Here is a 21923-nt window from a genome sequence, read left to right as displayed (position 1 = left end):
TTCTCTCGACCGCCGTCAAGCAAGGGGTAGCGGCGCATACCGCACTGGAGCAACTGTTTGCGGGGGAGGTGCCAGCCTTCATGCAGCAAGAAGCCCCGACTCAGCCAACCGGTGCTGAATAGTTACAAATTAACAAAAGCTTACATTGTTTGGCGGGGCTCAAGGTGGAGTTGGCAAACGGAGCTGTGAGAAAAGCATCAGGGGATAGATAAGCTCATGAGATTTAAAAGAATATATATTGAGAATTACAAAAATTTAAAAGATTTTTCAATTGATTTTTATGACCCCGAATACATTGATATTTTTGTTGGAAAAAATGGGAGCGGAAAATCAAATCTCATAGAAGCCATAGTAGAGATTTTTAGAAATATATATGGGAATAAAGAAGCCTTGGAGGTGGGTTTTAATTATAAAATCTCCTATGAAATAGAAGGTAAAGAAACCAGCATAGAGTGGCGCGACGGATTGTTTTATATAGACGAAAGCAGCGCTGGAAAAAAACAAGTTGGCAGTGTGGATCTTCCAGAAAATGTAATAGTTTATTACTCTGGTCACAATGAAACAATAGTTAATGCTGTAAAGGACTCTGAGGAATCATTCAGGAAGAAGATAAAGTCAGCAACCTCAACAGATAGTCGAAAATTTATCGGGATTGGGCCTGAGTATAAGTCATTACTTCTTGCGACTCTTCTTTTGCAGCCGGAAAGCAATCCTGCAAGGAGTTATATCCTTGAGAAACTGGGAGTTCGATCTACTTCACAGAATGTTGTTTTAAATATCAAGAGGCCTCAATTTGCGGAATCCAGACTAAAAGAGCTGGGTTATAGTGCAATTGAAGATTTTGATCCGCGCACACATTACTGGGGAGCTGAAGGGATTACCAGAGAGTTTTTAGAGAGGGTTTCTGGTTGTGTCAAGGGAGCTTTTTCCCATAGTGATATTTATCGTAGAGATGCCGATCAGTACTCAATCAGGATTGATGTTGACTTGTTTAGAGAAGAATTCTCAGATGCTGATGCCTGCGAACAATTTAGGCTTATAGATAATCTAAAAACACTGGGAATGCTAAGCAGCATAGACCTTAAGCTTACGCTTTTCAATAACGAAGAAGCATTCCTTAATAATCTAAGTGATGGCCAGGTTCAATCTGTTTACATTTTTTCAGTTGCTGAGCTTTTCAAGGATAGACATTGCATTACTTTACTAGATGAGCCAGATTCGTTTCTCCATCCGGAGTGGCAATTTGGGTTCTTAGGACAAGTTTTTTCCATCGCCAACGAAGCTTCCAAGCTCAATCATATTATTATGAGTAGTCACAGCGCTTCTACAATTTCGAGCGCCAAGGAAGATACCATAAGACTTTTTGAGTTCTTTGGCTCAAAGGTGGTGGCAGTTAATGCGAAAAAATCGGAGGTGATAAAGTCTCTTTCTTCTGGCTTGATATCTTTTTCGGAGGGCGAAGCTAGGCTCAATATCAATCATTCAATAAAGGATTCTACAAAGCCTGTATTATTTACTGAAGGAATCACCGATGAGATTATTATAGAGACTGCATGGAGAAAACTTCATGGCAAAAAGGATATGCCTTTTTTAGTTCAGAACGCCTTTGACAAAACTTTCTTGAAAAACCTTTTTTCTCGCGACGAGTTAAGAGAAAACTTTCCAGACAGACTGATGTTTGCGTTATTTGATTTCGATGAAGCTTACGATGATTGGAACGGCCTAAAACCATCCCACTCATTTAATGAGGAAGCCGACCCATTCAAAGGCCTTGCTAAGCGCCTGAATTTCCAGAACCATTACGCTCTTCTCTTACCCGTGCCTGAACATGAGGACATTCGCCGACAAGTTCTAGACTCATCGGGAAGACCTTGGGGGAGTGGTAGCAACTCTCACCTATCCATAGAGCTCATGTTCTACAGCGAGGACTATGTTGGAGAATGGTTTGCAGTAAAGGAAGCTCCTGGCGGAGGGAGACTCATTGAGTTTAAAGGCAAAAAATCCAAGTTTGCCAACAACTTTGTTCCGGGATTAGCGCCGGAGCACTTCGAGTCATTCCGCCCCCTTTTTGAATTTATCGAAAGTAAGTGTGAGGTTTTTGAGGTTGCGTAACGCACCTTAGGCTTTATGAAGTGAGCACAACATAAGAACCCCAGCGTAGGTTGCAGGCAACCAAGAGGCCGGAGTCGTGTTGAGCGCCACATTAGGCCGCCAGGCCAGGACGCGCAGCAGTTACGCCCGATACACAAGGAGCCACCATGGCCATCGAACAGGGAATCTGGAAGCTGGCGGGCAGCGCCGGCGAGCCGCCGCGCAAGCTACGCCCCGCAGGGCTTGCCGACGAGGGTCTGCTGGAAGAGCAGATCATGCAGGACGTGGCGATCCTCAACCGCGACTGGCTGTTGATCGGCCGCCAGGTGCGCACCGCCTTCGACAAGCTGGTCGACCTGCTGGCCATCGATGCCAACGGCACGGTGATCATCATCGAGCTCAAGCGCGACAAGACGCCACGGGACGTGGTGGCCCAGGCCATCGACTATGCCTCCTGGGTCGTCACCCTGGCCGACTACCAGCTGATCGATATCTACCAGGAGTTCGCCGAGCGCTACGACAGGCCCCACGCCACCCTCGGCGAGGCCTTCGAGGCCAAATTCGGTATCTCGCTGGATAGCGTGACGCTCAACGAAAGCCATCAGCTGGTGGTGGTGGCCACCCGGCTCGACGCCAGCAGCGAGCGCATCATCACCTACCTCAACGAGCACGCCCAGCTGTCGATCAACGCCATGTTCTTCGCCGCCTTCGAGGATGGTGGCAACCGCTACCTCAGCCGTGCCTGGATGATCGACCCGGACGAGCCCAGCAAGCCCGTGGCCCGCAAGGCCAAGAAGGAGCCCTGGAACGGAGAGTTTTATACCTCCTTCGGTGATGACCGCCCGTGGGAGCTGGCACGCCGATACGGTTTTATCGCCGGCGGTGGCGCGGCCTGGTACTCCAAGACCCTCGCCATGCTCTCGGAAGGTGACCGTGTCTGGGTCAACATTCCCAAGACCGGCTACGTAGGCGTCGGCGAAGTAATCGGCGAGCGCTGCGGCGCAGACGAGTACCGCTTCGCCACAGAAGAAGGCAACCGGACCCTGCTTGAATTAGCCCCCCGGGAAGACTACCGACATTTGTATCGCAACGAGGGCGGCGACGAAGAGGAGGCCGAATATCTGGTGCCGGTGCGCTGGCTGCATACCGTCAGCCGCGAAGACGCCTTCAGCGAGGTCGGCCTGTTCGGCAACCAGAACACCGTCTGCAAGCCCACCACGCCCAAGTGGTCCCACACCGTGGAGCGGTTGAAGCAGGTGTGGCGCATCAGCGATGAACGCACATAACCCCCCGGCGGCTCGACAGCGCCAAGGGAGCCGCCCGTTACGGTAGCACTCGGTGTTCCCGAGGCTCACGCCAGCCCCATTTCGTTAGCCGCCTTTGTTTTCTCGCTTCCTGCACCCTTGCTGCACCTTCTCCACAGATAATCCTCGCATAACAGAACACGCCTCCCCCTCCCCGACGTCATCGTGACCGTCATCCAAGGAGGCAAGACATGAAAGTGCTGAAACCCGGGCAGGCCGTGGGCATCACGGTCGCCATCAGTTTCCTGCTGGTGCTGTGGGAAGTACCCGTATCCACCTGGGCCACGTCGGCCACCCTGAGCCTGGCGGCGGGGGTGGCTGCCCTGGCGTTGATGGCCACCTCGGCCATTCTGGCCAGCCGATGGGCCTGGGTCGAGCGGCTGCTGGGCGGGCTGGACCGGGTCTACCTCGCCCATAAGTGGATGGGTGTGTGGGCGCTGGGCCTGGCCTCGTACCACCTGGTGTTCAAGGCCGGTCTCGACGCCTGGGACGTGGCGCCGATCCTCGAGGTCAGCAAGTACTGGACCCGCCTGCTGCGCCAGCTTAGCTTCGTGGCGCTGATGTTCATCATCCTGCTGGCGCTCAACCGCAAGATTCCCTACCACCTGTGGCGGAGCTGGCACAAGCTCTCCGGCCCGCTGTTCGTGGTGGTTATCCTGCACTGGCTGACCTTCGAGTCACCCATCGCCCTGAGCGAGCCCGCCGGCCTCTGGCTGGGTATCCTCTCGGTGCTCGGCGTGGCGGCGGCCGCCTGGAAGCTGCTGCTCTATCCGCGCCTCGCCCGCCATGGCGAATATGAGGTGGTAGAGGTTTCGCCCGGCGCCGGAGCGGTTCGCCTGCGCCTGGCACCGGTGGGCAGCGGCGTGGCCTTCCAGCCCGGCCAGTTCGGCTTCCTGCGGCTGAAGGAGGAGGGACTGCGCGAGCCGCACCCCTTCACCATCGCCTCGGCCAGCCAGGAGAACGGCGCGGTGGAGTTCTTCATCCGCGGGCTGGGCGACTTCACCCGCAAGCTGGTCAGCGAGAGCCGGGTGGGCATGCGCGCGGATATCTACGCACCTCACGGGCACTTCACGCGGCCCGAGCGGGCCGGCCATGAAGTGTGGGTCGCCGGCGGGGTGGGGATCTCGCCGTTCATCTCCTGGCTGCAGGACCCCGAGGCCGAGTCGCTGGAGCGGGTCACGCTCTTCTACTGCTACACCCCGGGGCGGGAGTTCCCCGGCGTCGAGGCCCTGCAGGCCCAGGCCGACGCCCGCGGCGTGGAGCTGGTGCCGGTACCCGCCGGGCCGAACAGCGCCGCCTTCCGCAAGCGCCTGGCCGAGATCGCCCGCGAGGTGCCGGCCGACAGCGTGGAGATCCGCTTCTGCGGTCCCCAGGGGTTGAAGGAAGCGGTGCGTCAGCAGATGGAGGCGCTGGATATTCCGCGCCGCAACCTGGCCTACGAGTACTTCGATTTTCGCTAGCCTGACCACCGCCCGGGCCTGGCCCGGGCCGAGGACGGCGCTGCCGGGGCTCAACCGGTCGGCGCCGCCTTCGCTTCGGCATCCAGCCGCTGGGCGGTCTGGTCCACTCCGCGCAGCCAGACCAGCAGCACCGCCCCCAGGGCGACGAAGCCACCGGCCAGCCACAGGCCGATGTCGTAGTGGCCGGTGGACTCGGCGAGCATGCCGGTGAGTGCCGGGGCGATGATCTGGGCGGCACCATAGGCCAGCGTCATGCGCCCCATCATGCGTGCCGGGCTCTGCGGATAGAGCCGACCGGCCATGGTCAGCACCAGGCTGACGCAGCCCAGGAAGGTGCTGCCGTAGAGCACGGCGCTGGCCAGCACGCCGGCTAGGTTGTCGGTGACCGCCGGCAGCACGATCCCCACCACCTGCAGGCCCATGGCGGCAATCAGCGCGCCGAGGTAGCCGATCCAGCGCGCGATCAGGTCCCACAGCATTACCGCCGGCGCTGCGGCCAGGCCCACCAGGGCGAAGGTCCAGTTGCCGGCGCCGGCCAGCAGCGGCTCACGCTCGACGATGGCGACGATAAAGGTGGCGCTGATCACATAGCCGTAGCCGGCACAGAAGTAGGCGGCCAGCATCAGCCGCATGAAAGTGCGGCTGGGCGGCTGGGCCGGGCGTTGCCCGCCGCCGCCGCCCTCGAGCGGCTTGGCGGGCCGCGGCAACCAGGTCCAGGCGGGTACCAGCAATGCCACGGCCAGGGCGGCGAAGCCCCACCACTGGGCCTGCCAGTCGAGGGAGAGACGCAACATCAGCTCCACCGCCAGGGCGGCCAGCAGCATGCCCAGGCCCACCCCGGCGAAGTGGATGCCGAGCTCGCCGCGCTGCCGGTGGCTGATCAGCCAGTGCAGGATCAGCCCCGAGGCGAGCAGCATGGCGCCGCTGCTCGAGAAGCCGGCCACGAAGCGCATCGATGCCCATAGCCAGAAGCTGTCGGCCAGCGCCATGCCGGCGGTGGAGACAAGCGCCAGCACCAGGGTGATCCGATAGAGGGTGTCCTTGAGCCGGATGCTGCTGATGGAGGCGGCCGTCAGCGCCCCAAGCATGTAGCCGGCGTAGTTGAGGGCGGCCAGCCAGCCGCCCTGGGCATCGCTCAGCCAGGTCTGCTGCTGCATCAGTGGCAGCAGCGGAGTGTAGGCGAAACGCGCCACGCCGATGCACAGCAGCTGGCTGAACAGTCCGGCCAGCAGCACGCGGTAGCGCGGAGAGAGAAGAATGGGCTTGGCCATGCCTGGCGCTCCGTGGTCCCTGTTATGGTTGTTTTGCCTGCCGTTATCCGTGGTGCGGCAGATTACCGGCCTACCATACAGCACGCCCCCGGCAGGAACCGGGGGCGTGCGACCAAAGGTGAAGCGAGAAGCGCCGGGTAAAGTCTCAGCGTCCCCCCGTGTCAGAATGAGTGCCGAGCCGCGGCAACATTCGCACCAGCACGTCTTCGCCCGCCATGCGGCGATGCAAGATCGCCATGCCGATGTGGCCGACGATCAGCGCCAGCAGCACCCAGCCGAGCAGGCCGTGGAAGATGCCGCCGACGGCGGTCATCCACTCGATCTCGCCCTCGAAGCCTGGCATCAGCGGGATGCCGAAGGGGGCGAAGGCACGCCCCGAGCCATACTGGCGCAGCAGGGCGACCAGCGGCACCGCCACCATCAGGGCATACAGCGCCAGGTGACCAAGGCTGGCGGCGAGGTTGACCGAGGCCGGTCGCCGGGTCCGGTCCACCACCGCCCACACCAGGCGCAGCACGATCAACAGCATCAGCAGTGCCCCCAGCGGCTTGTGGGCGCCCCACACGGCGGCCTCCAGGGCGGTATCCGGGAAGGCGAAATGGGCGATGGCGGTGATGAACTGGACGCCAAAGAGCGCCGCCATGCCCCAGTGGAGCAGGCGGCTGACGCGGCCGTAGTGTGGGGTGTGGGACGGCATGGCGGGGCTCCTGTACGATGAGAATACTTCGCATGCTACTGACCCTTAGCGCAGGAATTGTGAAGCTCGCGTGCAGCTACCCGTCACAAGTGGGAGGCAGGATAGGCCAACAGGGCCCCGGAACTTGGTACTCTCGGGGTTTGATCGATGACACTGCGAGGATGCCCCATGTGGGATGAGCGCTACAGCACGGACGACTACGTCTACGGCACCGAACCCAACGACTTCCTGCGCGAACAGGCCGCGCTGATCGGCGAGGCACCCAAGCGCGTGCTCTGCCTGGCGGATGGCGAAGGACGCAACGGCGTCTACCTGGCCGGCCTCGGCCACTGGGTGACCTCGGTGGATGCCTCCTCGGTGGGCCTGCGCAAGGCCGCCCGACTGGCCGAACACAAGGGGGTAGCGCTGACCACCCAGAACGCCGACCTAACCGAGCATGAGTTCGTGCCGGCCTCCTTCGATGCCGTGGTGTCGATCTTCTGCCACGTGCCGGCGGCGGGCCGCCCCCACCTGCACCGCCAGGTGATCCGCGCGCTGAAGCCCGGCGGCGTGCTGATCCTGGAGGCCTATACGCCGGATCAGGTGCATCGCAATACCGGCGGCCCGGATACCCCGGATCGCACTCCCACCGCGGCGGAGCTCGACGCGGCATTCGCCGAGCTGGATATCGAGCTCAGCCGGGAGTGCGAGCGCGAGGTGATCGAGGGCCGTGGCCACACCGGCCCGGGTTGCGTGGTGCAGTTCATCGCCCGCAAGCGCTGAGGATACGGCTCGATAATATGCAAGGAGACACCATGAATTCCGTGACCGCCCGCCTGAAGGCCGTGGCCTCTCCCACCATCGGCCTGGGCTGCATGAACCTCTCCCATGGCTACGGCCAGCCGGTCTCCGAGGCCGAGGGGCTGCGCGCCCTGGAAGAGGCCTTCGAGATGGGCTATCGCCACTTCGATACCGCCACCCTGTATGGCGCCACCGCCAATGAACGCCTGGTGGGCAAGGCACTCGCCGGCAAGCGGGACGAGCTCCTGCTGGCCAGCAAGTGCGGCATGGCCATGGACCCGGAACTGGGCAGGAAGGTGATCGACGGCCGCCCGGCCACGCTGCGCAGCCAGTGCGAGGCGAGCCTCGAGCGCCTGCAGACCGACCATATCGACCTCTACTACCTGCATCGCTGGGACAAGGGCGTGCCCATCGAGGAGAGCGTGGGCGAACTGGCCCGGCTGGTAGAGGAAGGCAAGATCGGCGCCATCGGGCTCTCCGAAGTCTCGGCGGCCACCCTGCGCCGCGCGCGGGCCGAGCATCCCATCGCCGCGGTGCAGACGGAGTACTCGCTGTGGACCCGCAACCCCGAGATCGCGGTGCTCGAGGCGTGCCGCGAGTCAGACACCCTGTTCGTGGCCTTCAGCCCGCTGGGGCGCGGCTTCCTGGCCGGCGCGGTGCGCGACAGCGAGGGCCTGGTCGAGGGTGACGTGCGCGTCGGCATGCCACGCTTCAGCGCCGAGAACCTGTCGTGCAACCTGGGGCTGCTGGCCGAACTCGAGGCCGTGGCCGGCGAGTTCGAGGTGACCAGCGGGCAGCTGGCACTGGCCTGGCTGCGGGCCAGGGGCGACGACATCATCCCGATCCCCGGCACCCGCTCCATCGCCCATATGCGCGAGAACCTGGCCGCCGATGCCGTGAAGCTGGACGCCGCCGACGTCGCGCGTCTCGACGCCCTCTTCGCTCCCGAGCGCATCGCCGGAGCACGCTACGGCGAGGCCCTGCAGGCCGAGATCGATACCGAGGAGTTCGCCTGACGACGAACCCGAGGCCTCAGCCGTTCAGCCACCAGATGCTGGCATTGAGGTAGGCGGCCAGGCTGACCCAGGCCAGATAGGGCGCCAGCAGCCAGGCGGCCAGCGGCGAGACCCCGGCGAAGCGTCGGATGGTGAACACGATCAGTCCCCACAGCAGCAGCAGGTCGACCAGCGCTACCAGCATCCAGTGCAGGCCGAAGAACAGGATTGACCACAGGGCGTTGGCGGCCAGCTGGGCCACGAAGGGCCAGAGGGTGTGCCAGCGCATTGCCGGGGGTGCGGCCAGGGTGGCCCGCCAGGCGGCCACGGCCATCAGCAGGTAGAGCAGCGTCCAGGCGATGGGGAAGGCCAGGCTCGGCGGGGTGAACGGCGGCTTGTCGAGGCCGGCGTACCACTCGCCGGGCGGGGTGAAGATGCCGGTCAGCGCGGTCAGCGTCACCAGCGCCAGCCAGCCCAGCAGGATCAGCGTGGATCGTGTCGCGGTCATGGTCGCTCCTTGGATCGTCGAGTTTCGGTATCCTAGGCGGTAGCGACCGCGACCCGAAAGGGATTTTGCGCGGCGCCCGAACATCGGCAGTTGGAGAGGGCCACTTGGAGAAAGGCATGGACGAGACCCTGGATGCGATCATCGTCGGTGGCGGCATGGTCGGCGCGGCCGTGGCGGCGGCACTGGGCCAGGCCGGCATGAGCGTGGCGCTGGTGGAGGGCGGCGGCCCGCCGGCGGCGATACCCATTGAGGCTCCCTTCGACCTGCGGGTGTCGTCGCTCAACCTGGCCTCCCAGCGCTTGCTGGAGCAGGTGGGCGCCTGGGCGTTCATTCCCGAGGCGCGGCGCTGCCCCTTCCGCCATATCGAGGCCTGCGACACGGCCGAGAAGCGCCATATCCGCTTCAACGCCGCCGAGCTCGAGTTGCCCGACTTCGGCCACTTCGTCGAGAACCGGGTGATTCGCCGCGCCCTGTGGCAACGGCTCGAGGAGATTCCCGGGGTGACCACGCTCTGCCACGCCCGGCCGGTGGCCTGGGTCCCCGGTGGGCACCGCAGCCTGCTGGAGCTCGATGACGGCCGGATGCTGGCCGCACGGCTGGTGGTGGGCGCCGACGGTGCCGCCTCGCATACCCGGGAGCTGGCGGGCATCGCGACCCGCGACGAGGACTATGGTCAACGTGCGCTGATCATCAACGTGCGCACCCACCTGCCCCAGCAGGACGTCAGCTGGCAGCGCTTCACCCCCGCCGGCCCCCAGGCGATGCTGCCACTGCCGGGCCAGCATGCCTCGCTGGTGTGGTACGACAGCGCCGAGGCCACCCTGGCCCGGGAGGCGCTGGACGACGAGGCCCTGCGCCTCGCCATCGAGCATGAATTTCCCGCCCGGCTGGGGGGCGTCGAGGCCGTGCTGGGCCGTGCCAGCTTCCCCATCCGCCGGCGTCACGCCGAGCGCTACGTGCGCCCACGCCTGGCACTGGTGGGGGATGCCGCCCACGTGATCCATCCGCTGGCCGGCCAGGGGCTCAACCTGGGTCTGCAGGATGCCGAGGCGCTGAGCCGGCGGGTGATCGAAGCCTTCCACGCCGGCGGCGATCCGGGCGACCGCGCGGCCCTCGCCGGCTACGCCCGCGAGCGGCGCCCCCAGACCCTGGCGATGATCGCCGCCATGGAGACCTTCCATCACGTCTTCACCGGAGCCGCGCCGCTGCGCTTCGCCGGCGCCGCGGGGCTTGCCCTGGCCGAGCGCCTGGAGGGTGCCAAGCGCCAGGTGATGCGCCACGCCCTGGGGCTCCCGCGATAATGGGGCTCCAGCGGTGAATCAGGCCGACTCGACCGTCGTCTCGGCCAGGGCCTCCGCGAGGAACCCCAGCAGCTCGGGCAGCTCGCCCTCGATATGCTGGCTGAGGTCGTGGTCGCCGGGCAGCAGGTGCAGCCGGGTCGGCGTCTCGCCACGGCTGGCGTAGAGCCGCTCGGCATCGCTGGGCGGAATCACCCGGTCGTCGCGGCCATGGACCAGCAGCACCGGGCAGCGCACCCGCGGCAGGGTGTTCACCGGGGCGATGGCGTCGAAGCGGTGGCCGATCACCCGCTCCACGTAGCGCAGCACGTACCAGCCCAGCGGAAAGAAGGGCAGCTCCTTCTCGGCCAGCCAGCGACGCATCATGCCGTCGGGGTGGGCGAAGGCCGAGAGGCTGACCACGGCACCGATATCGTCGCGCCGCGAGGCGGCCAGCAGCACCGCCGCGGCGCCCACCGAGTGGCCGAGCAGCGCCACCGGTGCCTCCGCCATGCCGGGGCGGGCACGCAGCCAGGCCAGCGCCGCCTCGGTGTCCTCGGCGAAGCGCGGCATGGAGGAGAAGCTGTCGGCATCGCTGTCGCCGTGGTTGCGGGCATCGAACAGCAGCACGTTCCAGCCGGCGGCCTGCAGCGGCCGGGCCAGCGGCAGCATCAGTTCACGGTTGGCACCCCAGCCATGGGTGACCACTATCGTGCCGCGCCCTCCTCCAGGCAGCCACCAGCCGGTCAGCTGCCTGCCTCGCCGCGTCGGGAAGACCACCGTCTCCCCGGTCACGCCGTGCGCCTCGAGCGAGCCCGTCACCGCCACCCGGGGCGCGGCCAGGCTGACCCGGAGGCGCCGATGGAAGAGGTGCAGCAGCCCGCCGCCCACGCTCGCCACGCCCAGGGGCACTGCCCACCACCATGCCGCTGCCATCCCGCTCTCCCTGTTCGCTGGATTCACCCTCATTCTCCGCGATGGCCGTCATCGCGTCAGCTACCGCCGCCTTGCCGAGACGCTGTCGCGGCGACCGCCACAGGCGCTGGCCAGCCGGCGTTTTGTTATGTTATAACTTCGCCGCTTTCCGCAGGACACCGCTCAGAGGATCCCATGGCACACCGCAGACACCGGCACCGCCCGGAAGGGCCCTGCCACTTCTCGCTGATGTCGCTCTCGGCGACCCGGCGCCTGCTGCTGGCGGCGCTGCCGCTGGCGGCACTCTGGCTGGCGGTGGCCTGGGCCACCGGCTGGGGGGCGTGATGTCGCGCCTGCAGCTGGAGGACCTGAGCCTGGCCCGCGGCGGGCGCACCGTGCTGGAGCATCTCGAGGGGCGCTTCCAGGATGGTGCCGTGACCGCCCTGGTGGGCGCCAACGGCGCCGGCAAGAGCACCCTGATCAGCGCCATCATGGGCATGCTGCGGCCGATCTCGGGCCGCGTGGCCTGCCAGGTGCCCAAGGAGCGCCGTGCCTGGCTACCCCAGCAGCTGGCCCTGGACCTCACCTTCCCGATGAGCGTGGAAGAGCTGATCATGACCGGCACCTGGCCCAGCCATGGCGCCACCCGGGGCTACTGCGCGGCCCACTACCGCCGTGGCCGCGAGATCATGGCGCGGCTGGGCATCTCCCACCTGGCCCATCGCCAGCTGGGCGAGCTCTCCGGCGGCCAGCGCCAGCGCGCGTTGATCGGCCGCACCCTGATGCAGGAGGCCGAATTGCTGCTGCTCGACGAGCCCTTCGCCAACGTCGACGTCGAGACGGTGGATGTGCTCATGGACGTGCTGCGCGACATGGCCCGCGACGGCGCCACCATCGTGGTGGTGCTCCACGACCTGGAGCAGCTCTCGCGCCTGGCCGACGACGTGCTGATACTGGCCGGCGGCCACGGCCGCTGGGCGAGCCCCGAATCGCTGCTCGAGCGCTACGCCGGGCAGCCGCCCCGCGCACCGCGCCTGCCCCTCACCTTCCCGGATACCTTCGATGCTGGAACTGCTTGACGCCTGGCTGCTCGCCCCCCTCGACTACGGCTTCATGAAGCGCGCCCTGGTGGCCGGCCTGGCGCTGTCGCTGGCCGCCCCGCCGCTGGGCGTGTTCCTGATGCTGCGTGGCATGAGCCTGATCGGCGACGCCATGGCCCATGCCATCCTGCCCGGCGTGGCGCTGGGCTTCCTGGCCGCCGGCTTCTCGCTGCCGATCATGAGCCTGGGCGGCATCCTCTCGGGGCTGCTGGTGGCGGTACTGGCCGGCAGCGTGTCGCAGATGACCGGCCATCGCGAGGACTCCGCCATGGCCAGCTTCTTCCTGATCTCGCTGGCCGCGGGGGTGATGCTGGTGTCGCTGGGTGGCAGCAGTGTCGACCTGACCCATGTGCTGTTCGGCTCGATCCTGGCCGTCGACACCACCGCCCTGCTGCTGATCGCTGCCATCAGCAGCCTGATCGTGGTGATCCTGGCGGTAATCTTCCGCGCCCTGGTGGTGGAGTGCCTGGACCCGCTGTTCCTGCGCGGCCAGGGCAGTCCGGTGGGGCTGGTGCACGGCCTCTTCCTGGGCCTGGTGGTGCTCAACCTGACCGCCGGCTTCCAGACCCTGGGCACCCTGATGGCGGTGGGGCTGATGATGCTGCCGGCCACCACCGCACGCTTCTGGAGCCAGCGTCTCGAGGGGCTGATCGGCATCGCCATCCTGGTGGCCCTGGTGGCCAGCAGCGGCGGGCTGCTGCTCTCCTACCATCTCAACCTGCCCTCGGGCCCGGCGATCATCCTGCTGGCCGGGGCCGGCTACCTGCTCTCGGCCCTGGTGGGCCGCCACCACAGCCTGCTCGCCCGGCTGCGCCGCCGCGCCACGCCGCTGGGCGCCCCGGAACACGACTGACCCCACGGAGACTCCGCCATGCACGCCTTCCGCCCCGCCGCCGCCCTGGGCCTGGCCGCCCTGCTTGCCCTGCCCACCGCCCACGCCGCGGAGCGCATTCAGGTACTGGCCAGCTTCAGCATCCTGGCCGACATGGTCGAGAACGTCGGCGGCGAGCATGTCGCGGTTACCGCTCTGGTAGGCCCCGACAGCGACGCCCACGTCTATTCGCCGCGCCCCACCGACGCCCGCGCCCTGGCCGAGGCCGACCTGGTGGTCTTCAACGGCCTGCAGTTCGAGGGCTGGATGGAGCGCCTGGTGGAGGCCAGCGACTACGCCGGCCCCCTGGTGGTGGCAAGCGACGGCCTCGCCTCGATGAGCGATGAGCAGGAAGCGCCGGCCGAGGACGACCATGACGAGCACGACAGTCACGATGGCCACGACCATGGCGACCTGGACCCCCACGGCTGGCAGGACCTGAATGCCAGCAAGCGCTACGTGGCCAATATCCGCGACGGCCTGATCGAGGCGGACCCGGACAACGCCGAGGCCTACGAGGCCAACGCGGAGCGCTACATCAACGAGATCGAGGCCACCGACGCCGAAATCCGTGCACTGATCGCCGAGATTCCCGTCGCCACCAGCGTGATCACCGGCCACAACTCCTTCGGCCATTTCGCCCACGCCTACGGGCTGCGCTTCCTCTCGCCCCAGGGTCTCTCCACCGAGGCCGACCCCAGCGCCGCCGACATGGCCGCGCTGATCGAGGTGATCCGCGAGCAGGAGGTGCGCGCGCTGTTCCACGAGAACATGACCAGCCCGGCCCTGCTCGAGCAGCTCGCCGAGGAGACCGGCCTGCCCATCGCCGGCACCCTCTACGCCGATGCCCTGGCCAGTGAAGGCGAGGCCAGCACCTGGCTGGGCATGATGCGCCACAACGCCAATACCCTCCACGACGCCCTTGCCGAGCCGGGCAACCACGACGACGTCGACATGGGCGACTTCAGGGAGCATGGTCACGAGCATTGAGCTCACGGGGGGACTCGCCAAGGGGCCTTTCACTACTCGACAGGTGCTAGACTGGCTAAGCGGGCATTGCCAACCAGCGAGGCGGGAGACAGCCACCATGCGACTCACCCGGTCCCAGCGAGACATCATCCTTGCCGATGTGCAGGTGCACCTCGGCAAGGAGGTCGAGGTACGCCTCTTCGGCTCACGCCTTGACGACACCCGCCGAGGTGGTGACCTCGACCTGCTGCTGGTCTCGAATTACCCCATCTCCCGCCTTCAGCGAGCCGAGCTGAAGCAGGCCCTCGAAGCCCGGCTGCAACTGCCTGTGGATATCGTGACTTATACACAGGGGGATGAGTCGACACCCTTCCAGGCCATGGCCCTGAAGCAGGCCCGCCCGATCGATGCCGAGGATGCGGCATGAGCCTTGCCGTGTTCTGTCCCAAGCCACCTGCCAGCCAAGACTTCTCGCCGGAGTTCGAGCGCATCTTCGTCTGAGCCATGCCTCAAACGACCACCACGGGAGGCGCCTTCGGGCGCCTCTTTACGTTGAGGGAAGCTTCTCTACTACCTTGGCCGTATATGTTAATCAGAGGCCTAAACCCTTAGCCTGCTTTGCAAAAGCACACTCCAGATTGGCAGGAAATGCAAAGAAGCTGGCGCGATAGATCAACCCCGTGCCATCTCCTGAACCTACCATGGCGTAATGAGCCGTCCGTGGTTTCCGCTATTCTCGATTCCAGCCCCTTTCGTCAGGACCACCGCCGGCAAGATTCTCAAGCGACACCTGCGCAAGGAGCTTCAAGCGTGACCCAGGCCACTCCCCGGGACGAGCTGACCCCGCTGTTCCACGACATGATCTGCCGCTTCCTCGACCAGGAGGTAGACCCCCACTACGACGCCTGGGAGGAGGCCGGCGAGGTGCCCCGCGAGCTCTGGCGGCGCATGGGCGAGGCGGGACTGCTGGGCATCGACATGCCGGAGCCACTGGGCGGTGCCGGCGCCGATTTCGCCATCACCCAGCTGGTCATCGAGGAGATCTCGCGGCGCGGCTTCGGCGGCCTGGCCAGCGCCTACAACATCCACGCCAATATCGTCATGCCCTACCTGCTGCATATCGCCACCCCGGCGCAACAGCAGCGCTGGCTGCCGGCCATGGCCAGCGGCGAGGTCATCGGCGCCATCGCCATGACCGAGCCCGGCGCCGGCAGCGACCTGGCCGGCATGAAGAGCCGCGCCCGACGCACCGAGAGCGGCTGGCGGCTGGATGGCGGCAAGATCTTCATCACCAACGGCCAGGTGGCCGACCTGGTGATCGTCTGCGCCAAGACTGACCCGGAAGCCGGCGCCCGGGGGGTCTCGCTGTTCCTGGTCGACACCACCCTCCCCGGTTTCTCCCGGGGCCAGCCGATCAAGAAGATCGGCCAGCACGCCAGCGACACCGCCGAGCTGTTCTTCGACGGCATCGAGCTGCCGGAGGATGCCCTGCTCGGCGAGGAGGGCCGCGGCTTCGCCTACCTGATGCAGGAGCTGCCCCGGGAGCGCCTGGGTGTCGGCGCCCAGGCCCTGGGCGCCATGCAGGGGGCCTTGGCGCTCACCCTGGAGTACGTCAGGGAGCGCCGCGCCTTCGGCCAGCGGGTGGGCGACTTCCAGAACACCCGCTTCACCCTGGCCGAGGTGCAGGCCGACATCGAGATGGGCCGCGCCTACCTTGAAAAGTGCATGGCGCAGTACCGGCAGGGAGAAATGGGGCCCACCGAGGCCGCCATCCTCAAGCTGCGTCTCACCGAGATGCAGTGCGCCACCGCCGACACCTGCCTGCAGCTGTTCGGCGGCTACGGCTACACCCGCGAATACCCCATCTCGCGTTTCTATCTGGATGCCCGGGTACAGACCATCTACGCCGGCACCTCCGAGATCATGAAGGAGGTCGTTGCCCGCTCGCTGCTGGGCAAGGCCTGACACTGGAGAATTCCCATGCACCTTGATTCCGTCGTCATCCTGGGGGGAGCCCGCACCGCCATCGGCGGCTTCGGCGGCAGCCTCTCGGGCCTCGCCCCCCATGAACTCGGCACCGTCACCGCCCGCGAGGCACTCGCACGTGCCGGCGTCGAGGCCGCGGCCATCGACCACGCCGTCTACGGCCATATCATCACCACCGGCCCGGAGGACGCCTACCTGGCCCGGCATATCGCCCGGGAGGCCGGGGTCCCCGACGAGGCCGGCGCCTTCAACGTCAACCGCCTGTGCGGCTCCGGGGTGCAGGCCCTGCTCTCCGCCGCCCAGCAGATCGCCCTGGGCGACAGCCGCCTGGCCCTCGCCGGTGGTGCCGAGTCCATGAGCCGCGGCGCCTACCTGCTGCCGCCCCAGGCGCGCAGCGGCCTGCGCATGGGCCACGCCAGCGTCACCGACCTGACCCTCGGCATCCTCAGCGACCCCTTCGGCAGCGGCCATATGGGCTGTACCGCCGAGAATATCGCCGCCCGCTACGGCCTCAGCCGCGAGGCGGTGGACCGCTTCGCCATGGAGAGCCACCACAAGGCGGCCCGAGCCATCGCCGAGGGGCGCTTCGCGGAGCAGATCGTGCCGGTCACGGTGCGCCAGGGCCGCCAGGAGCGCGTCTTCGACCGCGACGAGCACGTGCGCGACGGCGTCACCCTGGAGGACCTGGCCCGGCTCAGGCCGGCCTTCCAGAAGGAGGGGCTGGTCACCGCCGGCAACGCCTCGGGCCTCAACGACGGGGCGGCCAGCCTGGTGCTGGCCAGCGCCGAGGAGGCCGAGCGCCGCGGCCTGACACCCCGGGCAAGGCTGATCACCGGCACCGCCGCCGGGGTCGATCCGCACCTGATGGGGCTGGGTCCGATTCCCGCGGTACGCCGCTGCCTGGAGCAGGCCGGCCTGACCATCGGCGATATCGATGTCATCGAGTCCAACGAAGCTTTCGCCGCCCAGGCCATGGCGGTCGCCGAGGAACTGGCGTTCCCGGCCGACAAGCTCAATCCCAACGGCGGCGCCGTAGGCCTCGGCCACCCGGTGGGCGCCACCGGTGCCATCCTGGTGATCAAGGCACTGGCCGAACTCGAACGTACCGGCGGCCGCTACGGCCTGATCACCCTGTGCATCGGCGGCGGCCAGGGCATCGCCCTGCTGATCGAGCGCTGCTGATCCGGATCTTCCAGGAGACATCACCATGACCACCGTCACACCCAAGATCCTGCCGTCCACGCCCTCCGCGACCAACCCTCCGCTGCTGATCGGCGACCTGCTGGAGAGCGGCGTACGCATGGCCGGTGACAACCAGATCGTCTACCGCGACCTGGGTCGCCACGACTACCGCCGATTCCGGGAGCGGGTGCATCAGCTCGCCCACCTGCTCACCACCCAGGGGGTCCACGCCGGCGACGTGGTGGCGGTGCTCGACTGGGACAGCCACCGCTATCTGGAGGCCTTCTTCGCCATCCCCATGCTGGGGGCGGTGCTGCACACAGTTAACGTGCGCCTCTCCCCGGAGCAGATCCACTACACCATGGAGCACGCCGAGGATGACTTCGTGCTGGTGCACCAGGACTTCGTGCCGCTGCTGGAAGGGCTACACGAGCGGCTGCCGCGCATTCGCGGCTATCTGCTCTGCCAGGAGGAAGCGGCCGAGGTGGACAGTGCCCTGCCGCTGGTGGGTGAGTACGAGTCGCTGCTGGCCGACCAGTCCCGCCACTACGACTTCCCCACCTTCGACGAGAACGCGGTGGCCACGCTCTTCTATACCACCGGCACCACCGGCAACCCCAAGGGGGTCTACTTCACCCATCGCCAGCTGGTGCTGCACACCCTGACCGAGGCCAGCACGCTGCAGGCTCCGGGGGTCGAGCTGCTCAATCGCGACAAGGTCTACATGCCGATCACGCCGATGTTCCACGTGCATGCGTGGGGCGTGCCCTATACCGCCACCCTGCTCGGCGCGACCCAGGTCTACCCGGGGCGCTACGAGCCCGAGATGCTGGTCAGGCTGCTGGTCGACGAGCGGGTGGACTTCTCCCACTGCGTACCCACCCTGCTGGGGATGGTGCTGAACGCCGATCCCATCGCCTCGGGCCGGGTCGACCTCGCCGGCTGGAAGCTGCTGATCGGCGGCAGCCCGCTGACCCAGGCGCTGGCGCGCCGCGCCCATGAGCTGGGCATCGATACCCGCAGCGCCTACGGCATGTCCGAGACCTGCCCGCTGCTCACCGCCGACGTGCTGCCCCGGGATATCGCCGAGGCCGACTTCGAGACCCAGCTGCCCTGGCGCTGCAAGGCCGGCCTGCCGATCCCCCTGGTGCAACTGCAGGTGGTGGACGAGAGCGGCACCCCGCTGCCCAACGATGGCGAGAGCGTCGGCGAGGTGCGGGTCCGCGCCCCCTGGCTCACCCAGGCCTACTACAAGGAGACTACCCGCAGCGAGGAGCTGTGGCGCGACGGCTGGCTGCATACCGGCGACGTGGCCACCCTCGACGAGCGCGGTTTCCTGCAGATCCGCGACCGCATCAAGGACGTGATCAAGACCGGCGGCGAGTGGGTCTCCTCTCTGGAGCTCGAGAACCTGATCGCCCAGTGCCCCGGCGTGGCCGAGGTGGCGGTGATCGGCGTGCCCGACGAGCAATGGGGCGAACGTCCCGCCGCCCTGGTGGTGCCCAAGGACCTCAACGCCCCACCGGCAAGCGACGAGGTGCTGGCCTTCCTGAAGCGGTTCGTCAGCGAGGGGCGCATCAACCGCTGGGCGCTGCCTTCTTCCATCCGCTTCGTCGACGAGATCCCCAAGACCAGCGTCGGCAAGCTGGACAAGAAGCGCATCCGTCAGGAGGCGTGAGGGCCCCGGCCGCTACCGGGGCAGCGCCAGCGCCCGCCGATAGGCGGCTGGCGTATCCCCGGTCCAGGCGCGGAAGGCACGGCTGAAGCAGGCCTGGTCCTCGAAGCCGAGCCCCTCGGCGATGCCGGCCAGGGGCTGGTCACTGCGGGTCAGGGCCTGGACGGCGACATCCCGGCGGCACTCGTCCTTGACCGCCTGGAAGCGGGTGCCTTCCGCGGCCAGGCGCCGCGACAGGGTGCGCACCGACATGTGCAGCGCCGCGGCCACCTCCGCCACCCCGGCGGCATAGGCGCCGTGGCGGGTGAGGTGCTCGCGCACGCGGTGGGAGAGCAGGCGCTCCTCGAAGGAGACGTAGAACCAGTCCGCCGGGGCGCGCTTCAGGAAGGCGCCCAGGTGTCGCTTGGTCTGGCGGATCGGCTCGTCGAGCACCGCCACGTCGAAGTAGATGGCGGTCTGGGGTCGGTCGAACAGCAGCCGCCCGGGATAGAAGTAGCGGTAGTCGGCGCTGTGCTCGGGCTGCGGGTAGGCGCACTCCAGGGTGATCGGTGGAATCTTGCGGGCGATCATCCAGGAGGCGATGCCGTGGAGCAGCTTGAGCATCAGCTCATGCACCAGGATGCGACTGCCCGCGGGTGGCCGGTGCTCCACCAGGCCGATACGCACCAGGTCATCGCCATGGCTGACCTCGTAGCCGAAGTCGTCGAGCAGGATACGGAAGAACAGTCGATAGCGGTGCAGTGCCACCTTGAGGGTCGGCGCCTCGAGTAGGCTCAGGCAGAGCAGCTTGAGGGTGCCGCCGCGCAGCGGACGGGCGAAGAAGCCCGGTGTCTCGTCGTCGCAGGCGTTGACCAGCAGCCGGTAGAGGGTGGCGAACTGCTCCACAGTGACCCGGCCATGGGGCGACTCCAGCAACCGCGGCGAGATGCCGGCGCGGCGCAGCAGGCTGGCGCGCTCGGCCGCCATCCCGGGCACGCCCTGGAACAGCCCACCGACGAAATGCCGCGACACCGTCACCGTCATGTTCTTCGCCTCCTCGCGTCGCCTGGCCCCTGAGTGCCACCGGTTATACCCGATCGCGGCATCGCCGACACTCCTCCCTCCGTCGCCTGTGGCTGGCCGGCGTTCTGTGCCACCATTCCGGCCTGACCCGTGTCAGCCCATTCCAGCGCCAGGGAGGCCGCCATGCTCGAGTTCCGCCAGGTCCACAAGGCCTATGCCACGCCCCAGGGGCCCCTCGAAGTGCTCGCCGGAGTCGACCTGACCCTGGAAGCAGGTCGGAGCCTGGCGCTGATGGGGGAGTCGGGCAGCGGCAAGTCGACCCTGCTGCACCTGGCCGCGGGGCTCGACCTGCCGGATGCCGGCGAGGTGCGCCTGGGGGGCCAGGCGATCTCCACCCTCACCGAGCCCGAGCGGGCACGCCTGCGCCGGGAGTCGCTGGGTCTGGTGTTCCAGCAGTTCCACCTGGTACCCAGCCTCACGGTACTCGACAACCTGCGCCTGCAGGCACGCCTGGCCGGCCGCGAGGATAGCGCCTGGTCGGCCGAGTTGATCGCGCGGCTGGGCCTGGCGGGACTCGAGGGCCGCTACCCCGAGCAGCTCTCCGGTGGCCAGCAGCAGCGCCTGGCCATCGGCCGTGCCCTGGCAGCGCGTCCGGCGCTGCTGCTGGCCGACGAGCCCACCGGCAACCTGGACGAGGCCACCGCCGGCGAGGTACTGGAATTGCTGCTCTCGCTGGTGGCGGAGACCGGCTGCGCCCTGCTGATGGTGACCCACAGCCCGCGCATCGCCGCGCCGCTGGATCGCCGCCTGGTGCTCTCACGCGCTCGGCTGATCTCGGCGGACAAGGCCGCGGAGGAGGCGTCATCGTGATTGCCACCCAGCTCGTCACGTTGCTCACCACCCTGCTCTCCCACTATCGCCGCCACCCCGGCCAGCTGGCCATGCTGCTGCTGGGCCTGTGGGTGGCCAGCGCCCTGTGGAGCGGCGTCCAGGCGATCAACGCCTCGGCGAAGGAGAGCTATGCCCGCGCCGAGGCGCTGTTCACCACCGGGCTGGACCGCCTGGAGCGCCTCGACGGCAACCCCCTGACGCGCGACGACTTCCTCACCCTGCGCCGCCAGGGAGTACCAGTCTCGCCGCTGCTGGAAGGCGAGCTCACCGCACCCGACGGCACGCGGCTGACGCTGATCGGCATCGACCCCCTCACTCTGCCCGGCGACAGCGCCTTCGCCACTGCCGGAAGCACAGTAGAGCTCACCGGCTTCCTGTCACCGCCATGGCAGACCCGCCTCGCCCCGGACACCCTGCCCAGCCTGGGCCTCAATGGCGACGCTGCACGGGGTGCGACCCCGCGCCTGGCGGCGGGCCGGCTGCCGCCGCTGAGCCTCGCCCCCTCGCTGCCGCCGCAGACCCTGGTGATGGATATCGCCGCCGCCGCGACGCTGCTGGAGAGCGGCGAGACCCTGAGTCGCCTGGTCTCCGCACCGGGGGCCCTCGCGGCCGCACCAGCGGGGTTGGCGCTGACCCGCGCCACCACCCTGGTCTCGCCGGGCCAGCTGACCCAGAGCTTCCACCTCAACCTGACGGCACTCGCGCTGCTGGCGCTGATCGTCGGCCTGTTCATCGTCCAGGCGGCCCTGGGCCTGGCCCTGGAGCAGCGCCTGGAGATGCTGCGCACCCTGCGTGCCCTGGGGGTCTCCGGCCGCACCCTGGTCACGGGCCTGGCCCTGGAGCTGGTGCTGCTCGGCGTGGTCGGCGCCCTGGCCGGGATCGCCGGCGGCGTCTGGCTGGCCCGGGCGCTGCTGCCCGACGTGGCCGCCACCCTGGGCAGCCTCTACGG

General features: G+C 66.6%; 21 protein-coding genes. 16 read left to right on the top strand and 5 right to left on the bottom strand.

Annotated features, from left to right (window positions below; genetic code table 11):
• Positions 1 to 216: 216 nt before the first annotated feature.
• The 3 genes from LWH48_RS16535 to LWH48_RS16525 all read left to right on the top strand — a co-directional run bounded on the left by LWH48_RS16535 (position 217) and on the right by LWH48_RS16525 (position 4855).
• Positions 217 to 2112 carry an AAA family ATPase gene (locus LWH48_RS16535; RefSeq protein WP_232913426.1) on the top strand — a complete coding sequence of 632 codons (1896 nt, stop codon included), beginning with the start codon at positions 217 to 219 and terminating at the stop codon, positions 2110 to 2112.
• 146 nt (positions 2113 to 2258) lie between these two features.
• Positions 2259 to 3377 (top strand): endonuclease NucS, encoded by a 1119-nt coding sequence (locus tag LWH48_RS16530; RefSeq protein ID WP_232913425.1) that lies wholly within the window; start codon positions 2259 to 2261, stop codon positions 3375 to 3377.
• Positions 3378 to 3586: 209 nt separating this feature from the next.
• The gene (locus LWH48_RS16525; protein WP_232913424.1) at positions 3587 to 4855 is read left to right on the top strand and encodes a ferredoxin reductase family protein; all 1269 of its coding nucleotides are present in this window, start codon (positions 3587 to 3589) and stop codon (positions 4853 to 4855) included.
• A 50-nt stretch (positions 4856 to 4905) separates the two neighbouring features.
• Here LWH48_RS16525 and LWH48_RS16520 read toward each other — a convergent pair whose 3' ends face one another.
• Both LWH48_RS16520 and LWH48_RS16515 read right to left on the bottom strand, forming a co-directional pair.
• Positions 4906 to 6126 carry a YbfB/YjiJ family MFS transporter gene (locus tag LWH48_RS16520; protein ID WP_232913423.1) on the bottom strand — a complete coding sequence of 407 codons (1221 nt, stop codon included), beginning with the start codon at positions 6124 to 6126 and terminating at the stop codon, positions 4906 to 4908.
• A gap of 145 nt (positions 6127 to 6271) precedes the next feature.
• The gene (locus LWH48_RS16515) at positions 6272 to 6823 is read right to left on the bottom strand and encodes a cytochrome b (RefSeq protein WP_232913422.1); all 552 of its coding nucleotides are present in this window, start codon (positions 6821 to 6823) and stop codon (positions 6272 to 6274) included.
• A gap of 168 nt (positions 6824 to 6991) precedes the next feature.
• Here LWH48_RS16515 and LWH48_RS16510 point away from each other — a divergent pair, with 168 nt between their 5' ends.
• Both LWH48_RS16510 and LWH48_RS16505 read left to right on the top strand, forming a co-directional pair.
• On the top strand, positions 6992 to 7585 hold the full coding sequence (locus LWH48_RS16510) for an SAM-dependent methyltransferase (protein WP_232913421.1): 594 nt from the start codon (positions 6992 to 6994) through the stop codon (positions 7583 to 7585).
• A 32-nt stretch (positions 7586 to 7617) separates the two neighbouring features.
• Positions 7618 to 8619, top strand: a complete 1002-nt coding sequence (locus LWH48_RS16505; protein WP_232913420.1) for an aldo/keto reductase — start codon at positions 7618 to 7620, stop codon at positions 8617 to 8619.
• 16 nt (positions 8620 to 8635) lie between these two features.
• On the opposite strand, the gene LWH48_RS16500 is transcribed toward LWH48_RS16505, so the two are convergent.
• Positions 8636 to 9106, bottom strand: coding sequence for a TspO/MBR family protein (locus LWH48_RS16500; protein ID WP_232913419.1), 471 nt, complete (start codon positions 9104 to 9106; stop codon positions 8636 to 8638).
• 116 nt (positions 9107 to 9222) lie between these two features.
• Here LWH48_RS16500 and LWH48_RS16495 point away from each other — a divergent pair, with 116 nt between their 5' ends.
• Positions 9223 to 10407, top strand: coding sequence for an FAD-dependent monooxygenase (locus LWH48_RS16495; protein ID WP_232913418.1), 1185 nt, complete (start codon positions 9223 to 9225; stop codon positions 10405 to 10407).
• A gap of 18 nt (positions 10408 to 10425) precedes the next feature.
• Here LWH48_RS16495 and LWH48_RS16490 read toward each other — a convergent pair whose 3' ends face one another.
• On the bottom strand, positions 10426 to 11319 hold the full coding sequence (locus LWH48_RS16490) for an alpha/beta hydrolase (RefSeq protein WP_232913417.1): 894 nt from the start codon (positions 11317 to 11319) through the stop codon (positions 10426 to 10428).
• 174 nt (positions 11320 to 11493) lie between these two features.
• Here LWH48_RS16490 and LWH48_RS16485 point away from each other — a divergent pair, with 174 nt between their 5' ends.
• The 8 genes from LWH48_RS16485 (at position 11494) to LWH48_RS16450 (ending at position 19084) form a co-directional block, all read left to right on the top strand.
• Positions 11494 to 11643, top strand: a complete 150-nt coding sequence (locus LWH48_RS16485) for a hypothetical protein (protein ID WP_170293774.1) — start codon at positions 11494 to 11496, stop codon at positions 11641 to 11643.
• Positions 11643 to 12377 carry a metal ABC transporter ATP-binding protein gene (locus LWH48_RS16480; RefSeq protein ID WP_232913416.1) on the top strand — a complete coding sequence of 245 codons (735 nt, stop codon included), beginning with the start codon at positions 11643 to 11645 and terminating at the stop codon, positions 12375 to 12377. The genes LWH48_RS16485 and LWH48_RS16480 overlap by 1 nt, the downstream gene beginning before the upstream one ends.
• The gene (locus tag LWH48_RS16475) at positions 12361 to 13251 is read left to right on the top strand and encodes a metal ABC transporter permease (protein WP_232913415.1); all 891 of its coding nucleotides are present in this window, start codon (positions 12361 to 12363) and stop codon (positions 13249 to 13251) included. Before LWH48_RS16480 ends, LWH48_RS16475 begins: the two co-directional genes overlap by 17 nt.
• A gap of 18 nt (positions 13252 to 13269) precedes the next feature.
• Positions 13270 to 14259 carry a metal ABC transporter solute-binding protein, Zn/Mn family gene (locus LWH48_RS16470; protein ID WP_232913414.1) on the top strand — a complete coding sequence of 330 codons (990 nt, stop codon included), beginning with the start codon at positions 13270 to 13272 and terminating at the stop codon, positions 14257 to 14259.
• A gap of 97 nt (positions 14260 to 14356) precedes the next feature.
• Positions 14357 to 14665 (top strand): nucleotidyltransferase family protein, encoded by a 309-nt coding sequence (locus LWH48_RS16465; protein WP_232913413.1) that lies wholly within the window; start codon positions 14357 to 14359, stop codon positions 14663 to 14665.
• Between the two features lie 431 nt (positions 14666 to 15096).
• The gene (locus LWH48_RS16460) at positions 15097 to 16203 is read left to right on the top strand and encodes an acyl-CoA dehydrogenase family protein (protein WP_232913427.1); all 1107 of its coding nucleotides are present in this window, start codon (positions 15097 to 15099) and stop codon (positions 16201 to 16203) included.
• 15 nt (positions 16204 to 16218) lie between these two features.
• Positions 16219 to 17406: a beta-ketothiolase BktB gene (gene bktB, locus LWH48_RS16455; RefSeq protein ID WP_232913412.1), complete on the top strand. Its 1188-nt coding sequence runs from the start codon at positions 16219 to 16221 to the stop codon at positions 17404 to 17406.
• A gap of 25 nt (positions 17407 to 17431) precedes the next feature.
• Entirely contained in the window at positions 17432 to 19084 is a 1653-nt protein-coding gene (locus tag LWH48_RS16450; RefSeq protein ID WP_232913411.1) for a fatty acid--CoA ligase, read from the top strand.
• A gap of 12 nt (positions 19085 to 19096) precedes the next feature.
• Here LWH48_RS16450 and LWH48_RS16445 read toward each other — a convergent pair whose 3' ends face one another.
• A complete protein-coding gene (locus LWH48_RS16445) occupies positions 19097 to 20104 on the bottom strand; it encodes an AraC family transcriptional regulator (RefSeq protein ID WP_232913410.1) in 1008 nt (335 codons plus the stop codon).
• Positions 20105 to 20266: 162 nt separating this feature from the next.
• On the opposite strand from LWH48_RS16445, the gene LWH48_RS16440 reads away from it, so the two are divergent.
• Together LWH48_RS16440 and LWH48_RS16435 are read left to right on the top strand one after the other, a co-directional pair.
• Positions 20267 to 20953: an ABC transporter ATP-binding protein gene (locus LWH48_RS16440; RefSeq protein ID WP_232913409.1), complete on the top strand. Its 687-nt coding sequence runs from the start codon at positions 20267 to 20269 to the stop codon at positions 20951 to 20953.
• A partial coding sequence (locus tag LWH48_RS16435) for an FtsX-like permease family protein (protein ID WP_332875637.1) occupies positions 20950 to 21923 on the top strand: 974 nt, incomplete at its 3' end. The genes LWH48_RS16440 and LWH48_RS16435, both read left to right, overlap by 4 nt.

Origin of the sequence: Halomonas sp. G15 (assembly GCF_021282295.1) — a bacterium.
GTDB classification, from domain to species: Bacteria; Pseudomonadota; Gammaproteobacteria; order Pseudomonadales; family Halomonadaceae; genus Halomonas; species Halomonas alimentaria.
The sequence above is the reverse complement of the archived record's forward strand: the minus strand, read 5'-3'. Positions and strand labels throughout refer to the sequence as shown.

Excerpts from the sequence above, each read along its gene's own strand:
- LWH48_RS16535 (WP_232913426.1), top strand. The coding sequence starts at position 217 with ATGAGATTTAAAAGAATATATATTGAGAATTACAAAAATTTAAAAGAT.
- LWH48_RS16530 (WP_232913425.1), top strand. The coding sequence starts at position 2,259 with ATGGCCATCGAACAGGGAATCTGGAAGCTGGCGGGCAGCGCCGGCGAG.
- LWH48_RS16525 (WP_232913424.1), top strand. The coding sequence starts at position 3,587 with ATGAAAGTGCTGAAACCCGGGCAGGCCGTGGGCATCACGGTCGCCATC.
- LWH48_RS16520 (WP_232913423.1), bottom strand. The coding sequence starts at position 6,126 with ATGGCCAAGCCCATTCTTCTCTCTCCGCGCTACCGCGTGCTGCTGGCC.
- LWH48_RS16515 (WP_232913422.1), bottom strand. The coding sequence starts at position 6,823 with ATGCCGTCCCACACCCCACACTACGGCCGCGTCAGCCGCCTGCTCCAC.
- LWH48_RS16510 (WP_232913421.1), top strand. The coding sequence starts at position 6,992 with ATGTGGGATGAGCGCTACAGCACGGACGACTACGTCTACGGCACCGAA.
- LWH48_RS16505 (WP_232913420.1), top strand. The coding sequence starts at position 7,618 with ATGAATTCCGTGACCGCCCGCCTGAAGGCCGTGGCCTCTCCCACCATC.
- LWH48_RS16500 (WP_232913419.1), bottom strand. The coding sequence starts at position 9,106 with ATGACCGCGACACGATCCACGCTGATCCTGCTGGGCTGGCTGGCGCTG.
- LWH48_RS16495 (WP_232913418.1), top strand. The coding sequence starts at position 9,223 with ATGGACGAGACCCTGGATGCGATCATCGTCGGTGGCGGCATGGTCGGC.
- LWH48_RS16490 (WP_232913417.1), bottom strand. The coding sequence starts at position 11,319 with ATGGCAGCGGCATGGTGGTGGGCAGTGCCCCTGGGCGTGGCGAGCGTG.
- LWH48_RS16485 (WP_170293774.1), top strand. The coding sequence starts at position 11,494 with ATGGCACACCGCAGACACCGGCACCGCCCGGAAGGGCCCTGCCACTTC.
- LWH48_RS16480 (WP_232913416.1), top strand. The coding sequence starts at position 11,643 with ATGTCGCGCCTGCAGCTGGAGGACCTGAGCCTGGCCCGCGGCGGGCGC.
- LWH48_RS16475 (WP_232913415.1), top strand. The coding sequence starts at position 12,361 with ATGCTGGAACTGCTTGACGCCTGGCTGCTCGCCCCCCTCGACTACGGC.
- LWH48_RS16470 (WP_232913414.1), top strand. The coding sequence starts at position 13,270 with ATGCACGCCTTCCGCCCCGCCGCCGCCCTGGGCCTGGCCGCCCTGCTT.
- LWH48_RS16465 (WP_232913413.1), top strand. The coding sequence starts at position 14,357 with ATGCGACTCACCCGGTCCCAGCGAGACATCATCCTTGCCGATGTGCAG.
- LWH48_RS16460 (WP_232913427.1), top strand. The coding sequence starts at position 15,097 with ATGATCTGCCGCTTCCTCGACCAGGAGGTAGACCCCCACTACGACGCC.
- bktB (WP_232913412.1), top strand. The coding sequence starts at position 16,219 with ATGCACCTTGATTCCGTCGTCATCCTGGGGGGAGCCCGCACCGCCATC.
- LWH48_RS16450 (WP_232913411.1), top strand. The coding sequence starts at position 17,432 with ATGACCACCGTCACACCCAAGATCCTGCCGTCCACGCCCTCCGCGACC.
- LWH48_RS16445 (WP_232913410.1), bottom strand. The coding sequence starts at position 20,104 with ATGACGGTGACGGTGTCGCGGCATTTCGTCGGTGGGCTGTTCCAGGGC.
- LWH48_RS16440 (WP_232913409.1), top strand. The coding sequence starts at position 20,267 with ATGCTCGAGTTCCGCCAGGTCCACAAGGCCTATGCCACGCCCCAGGGG.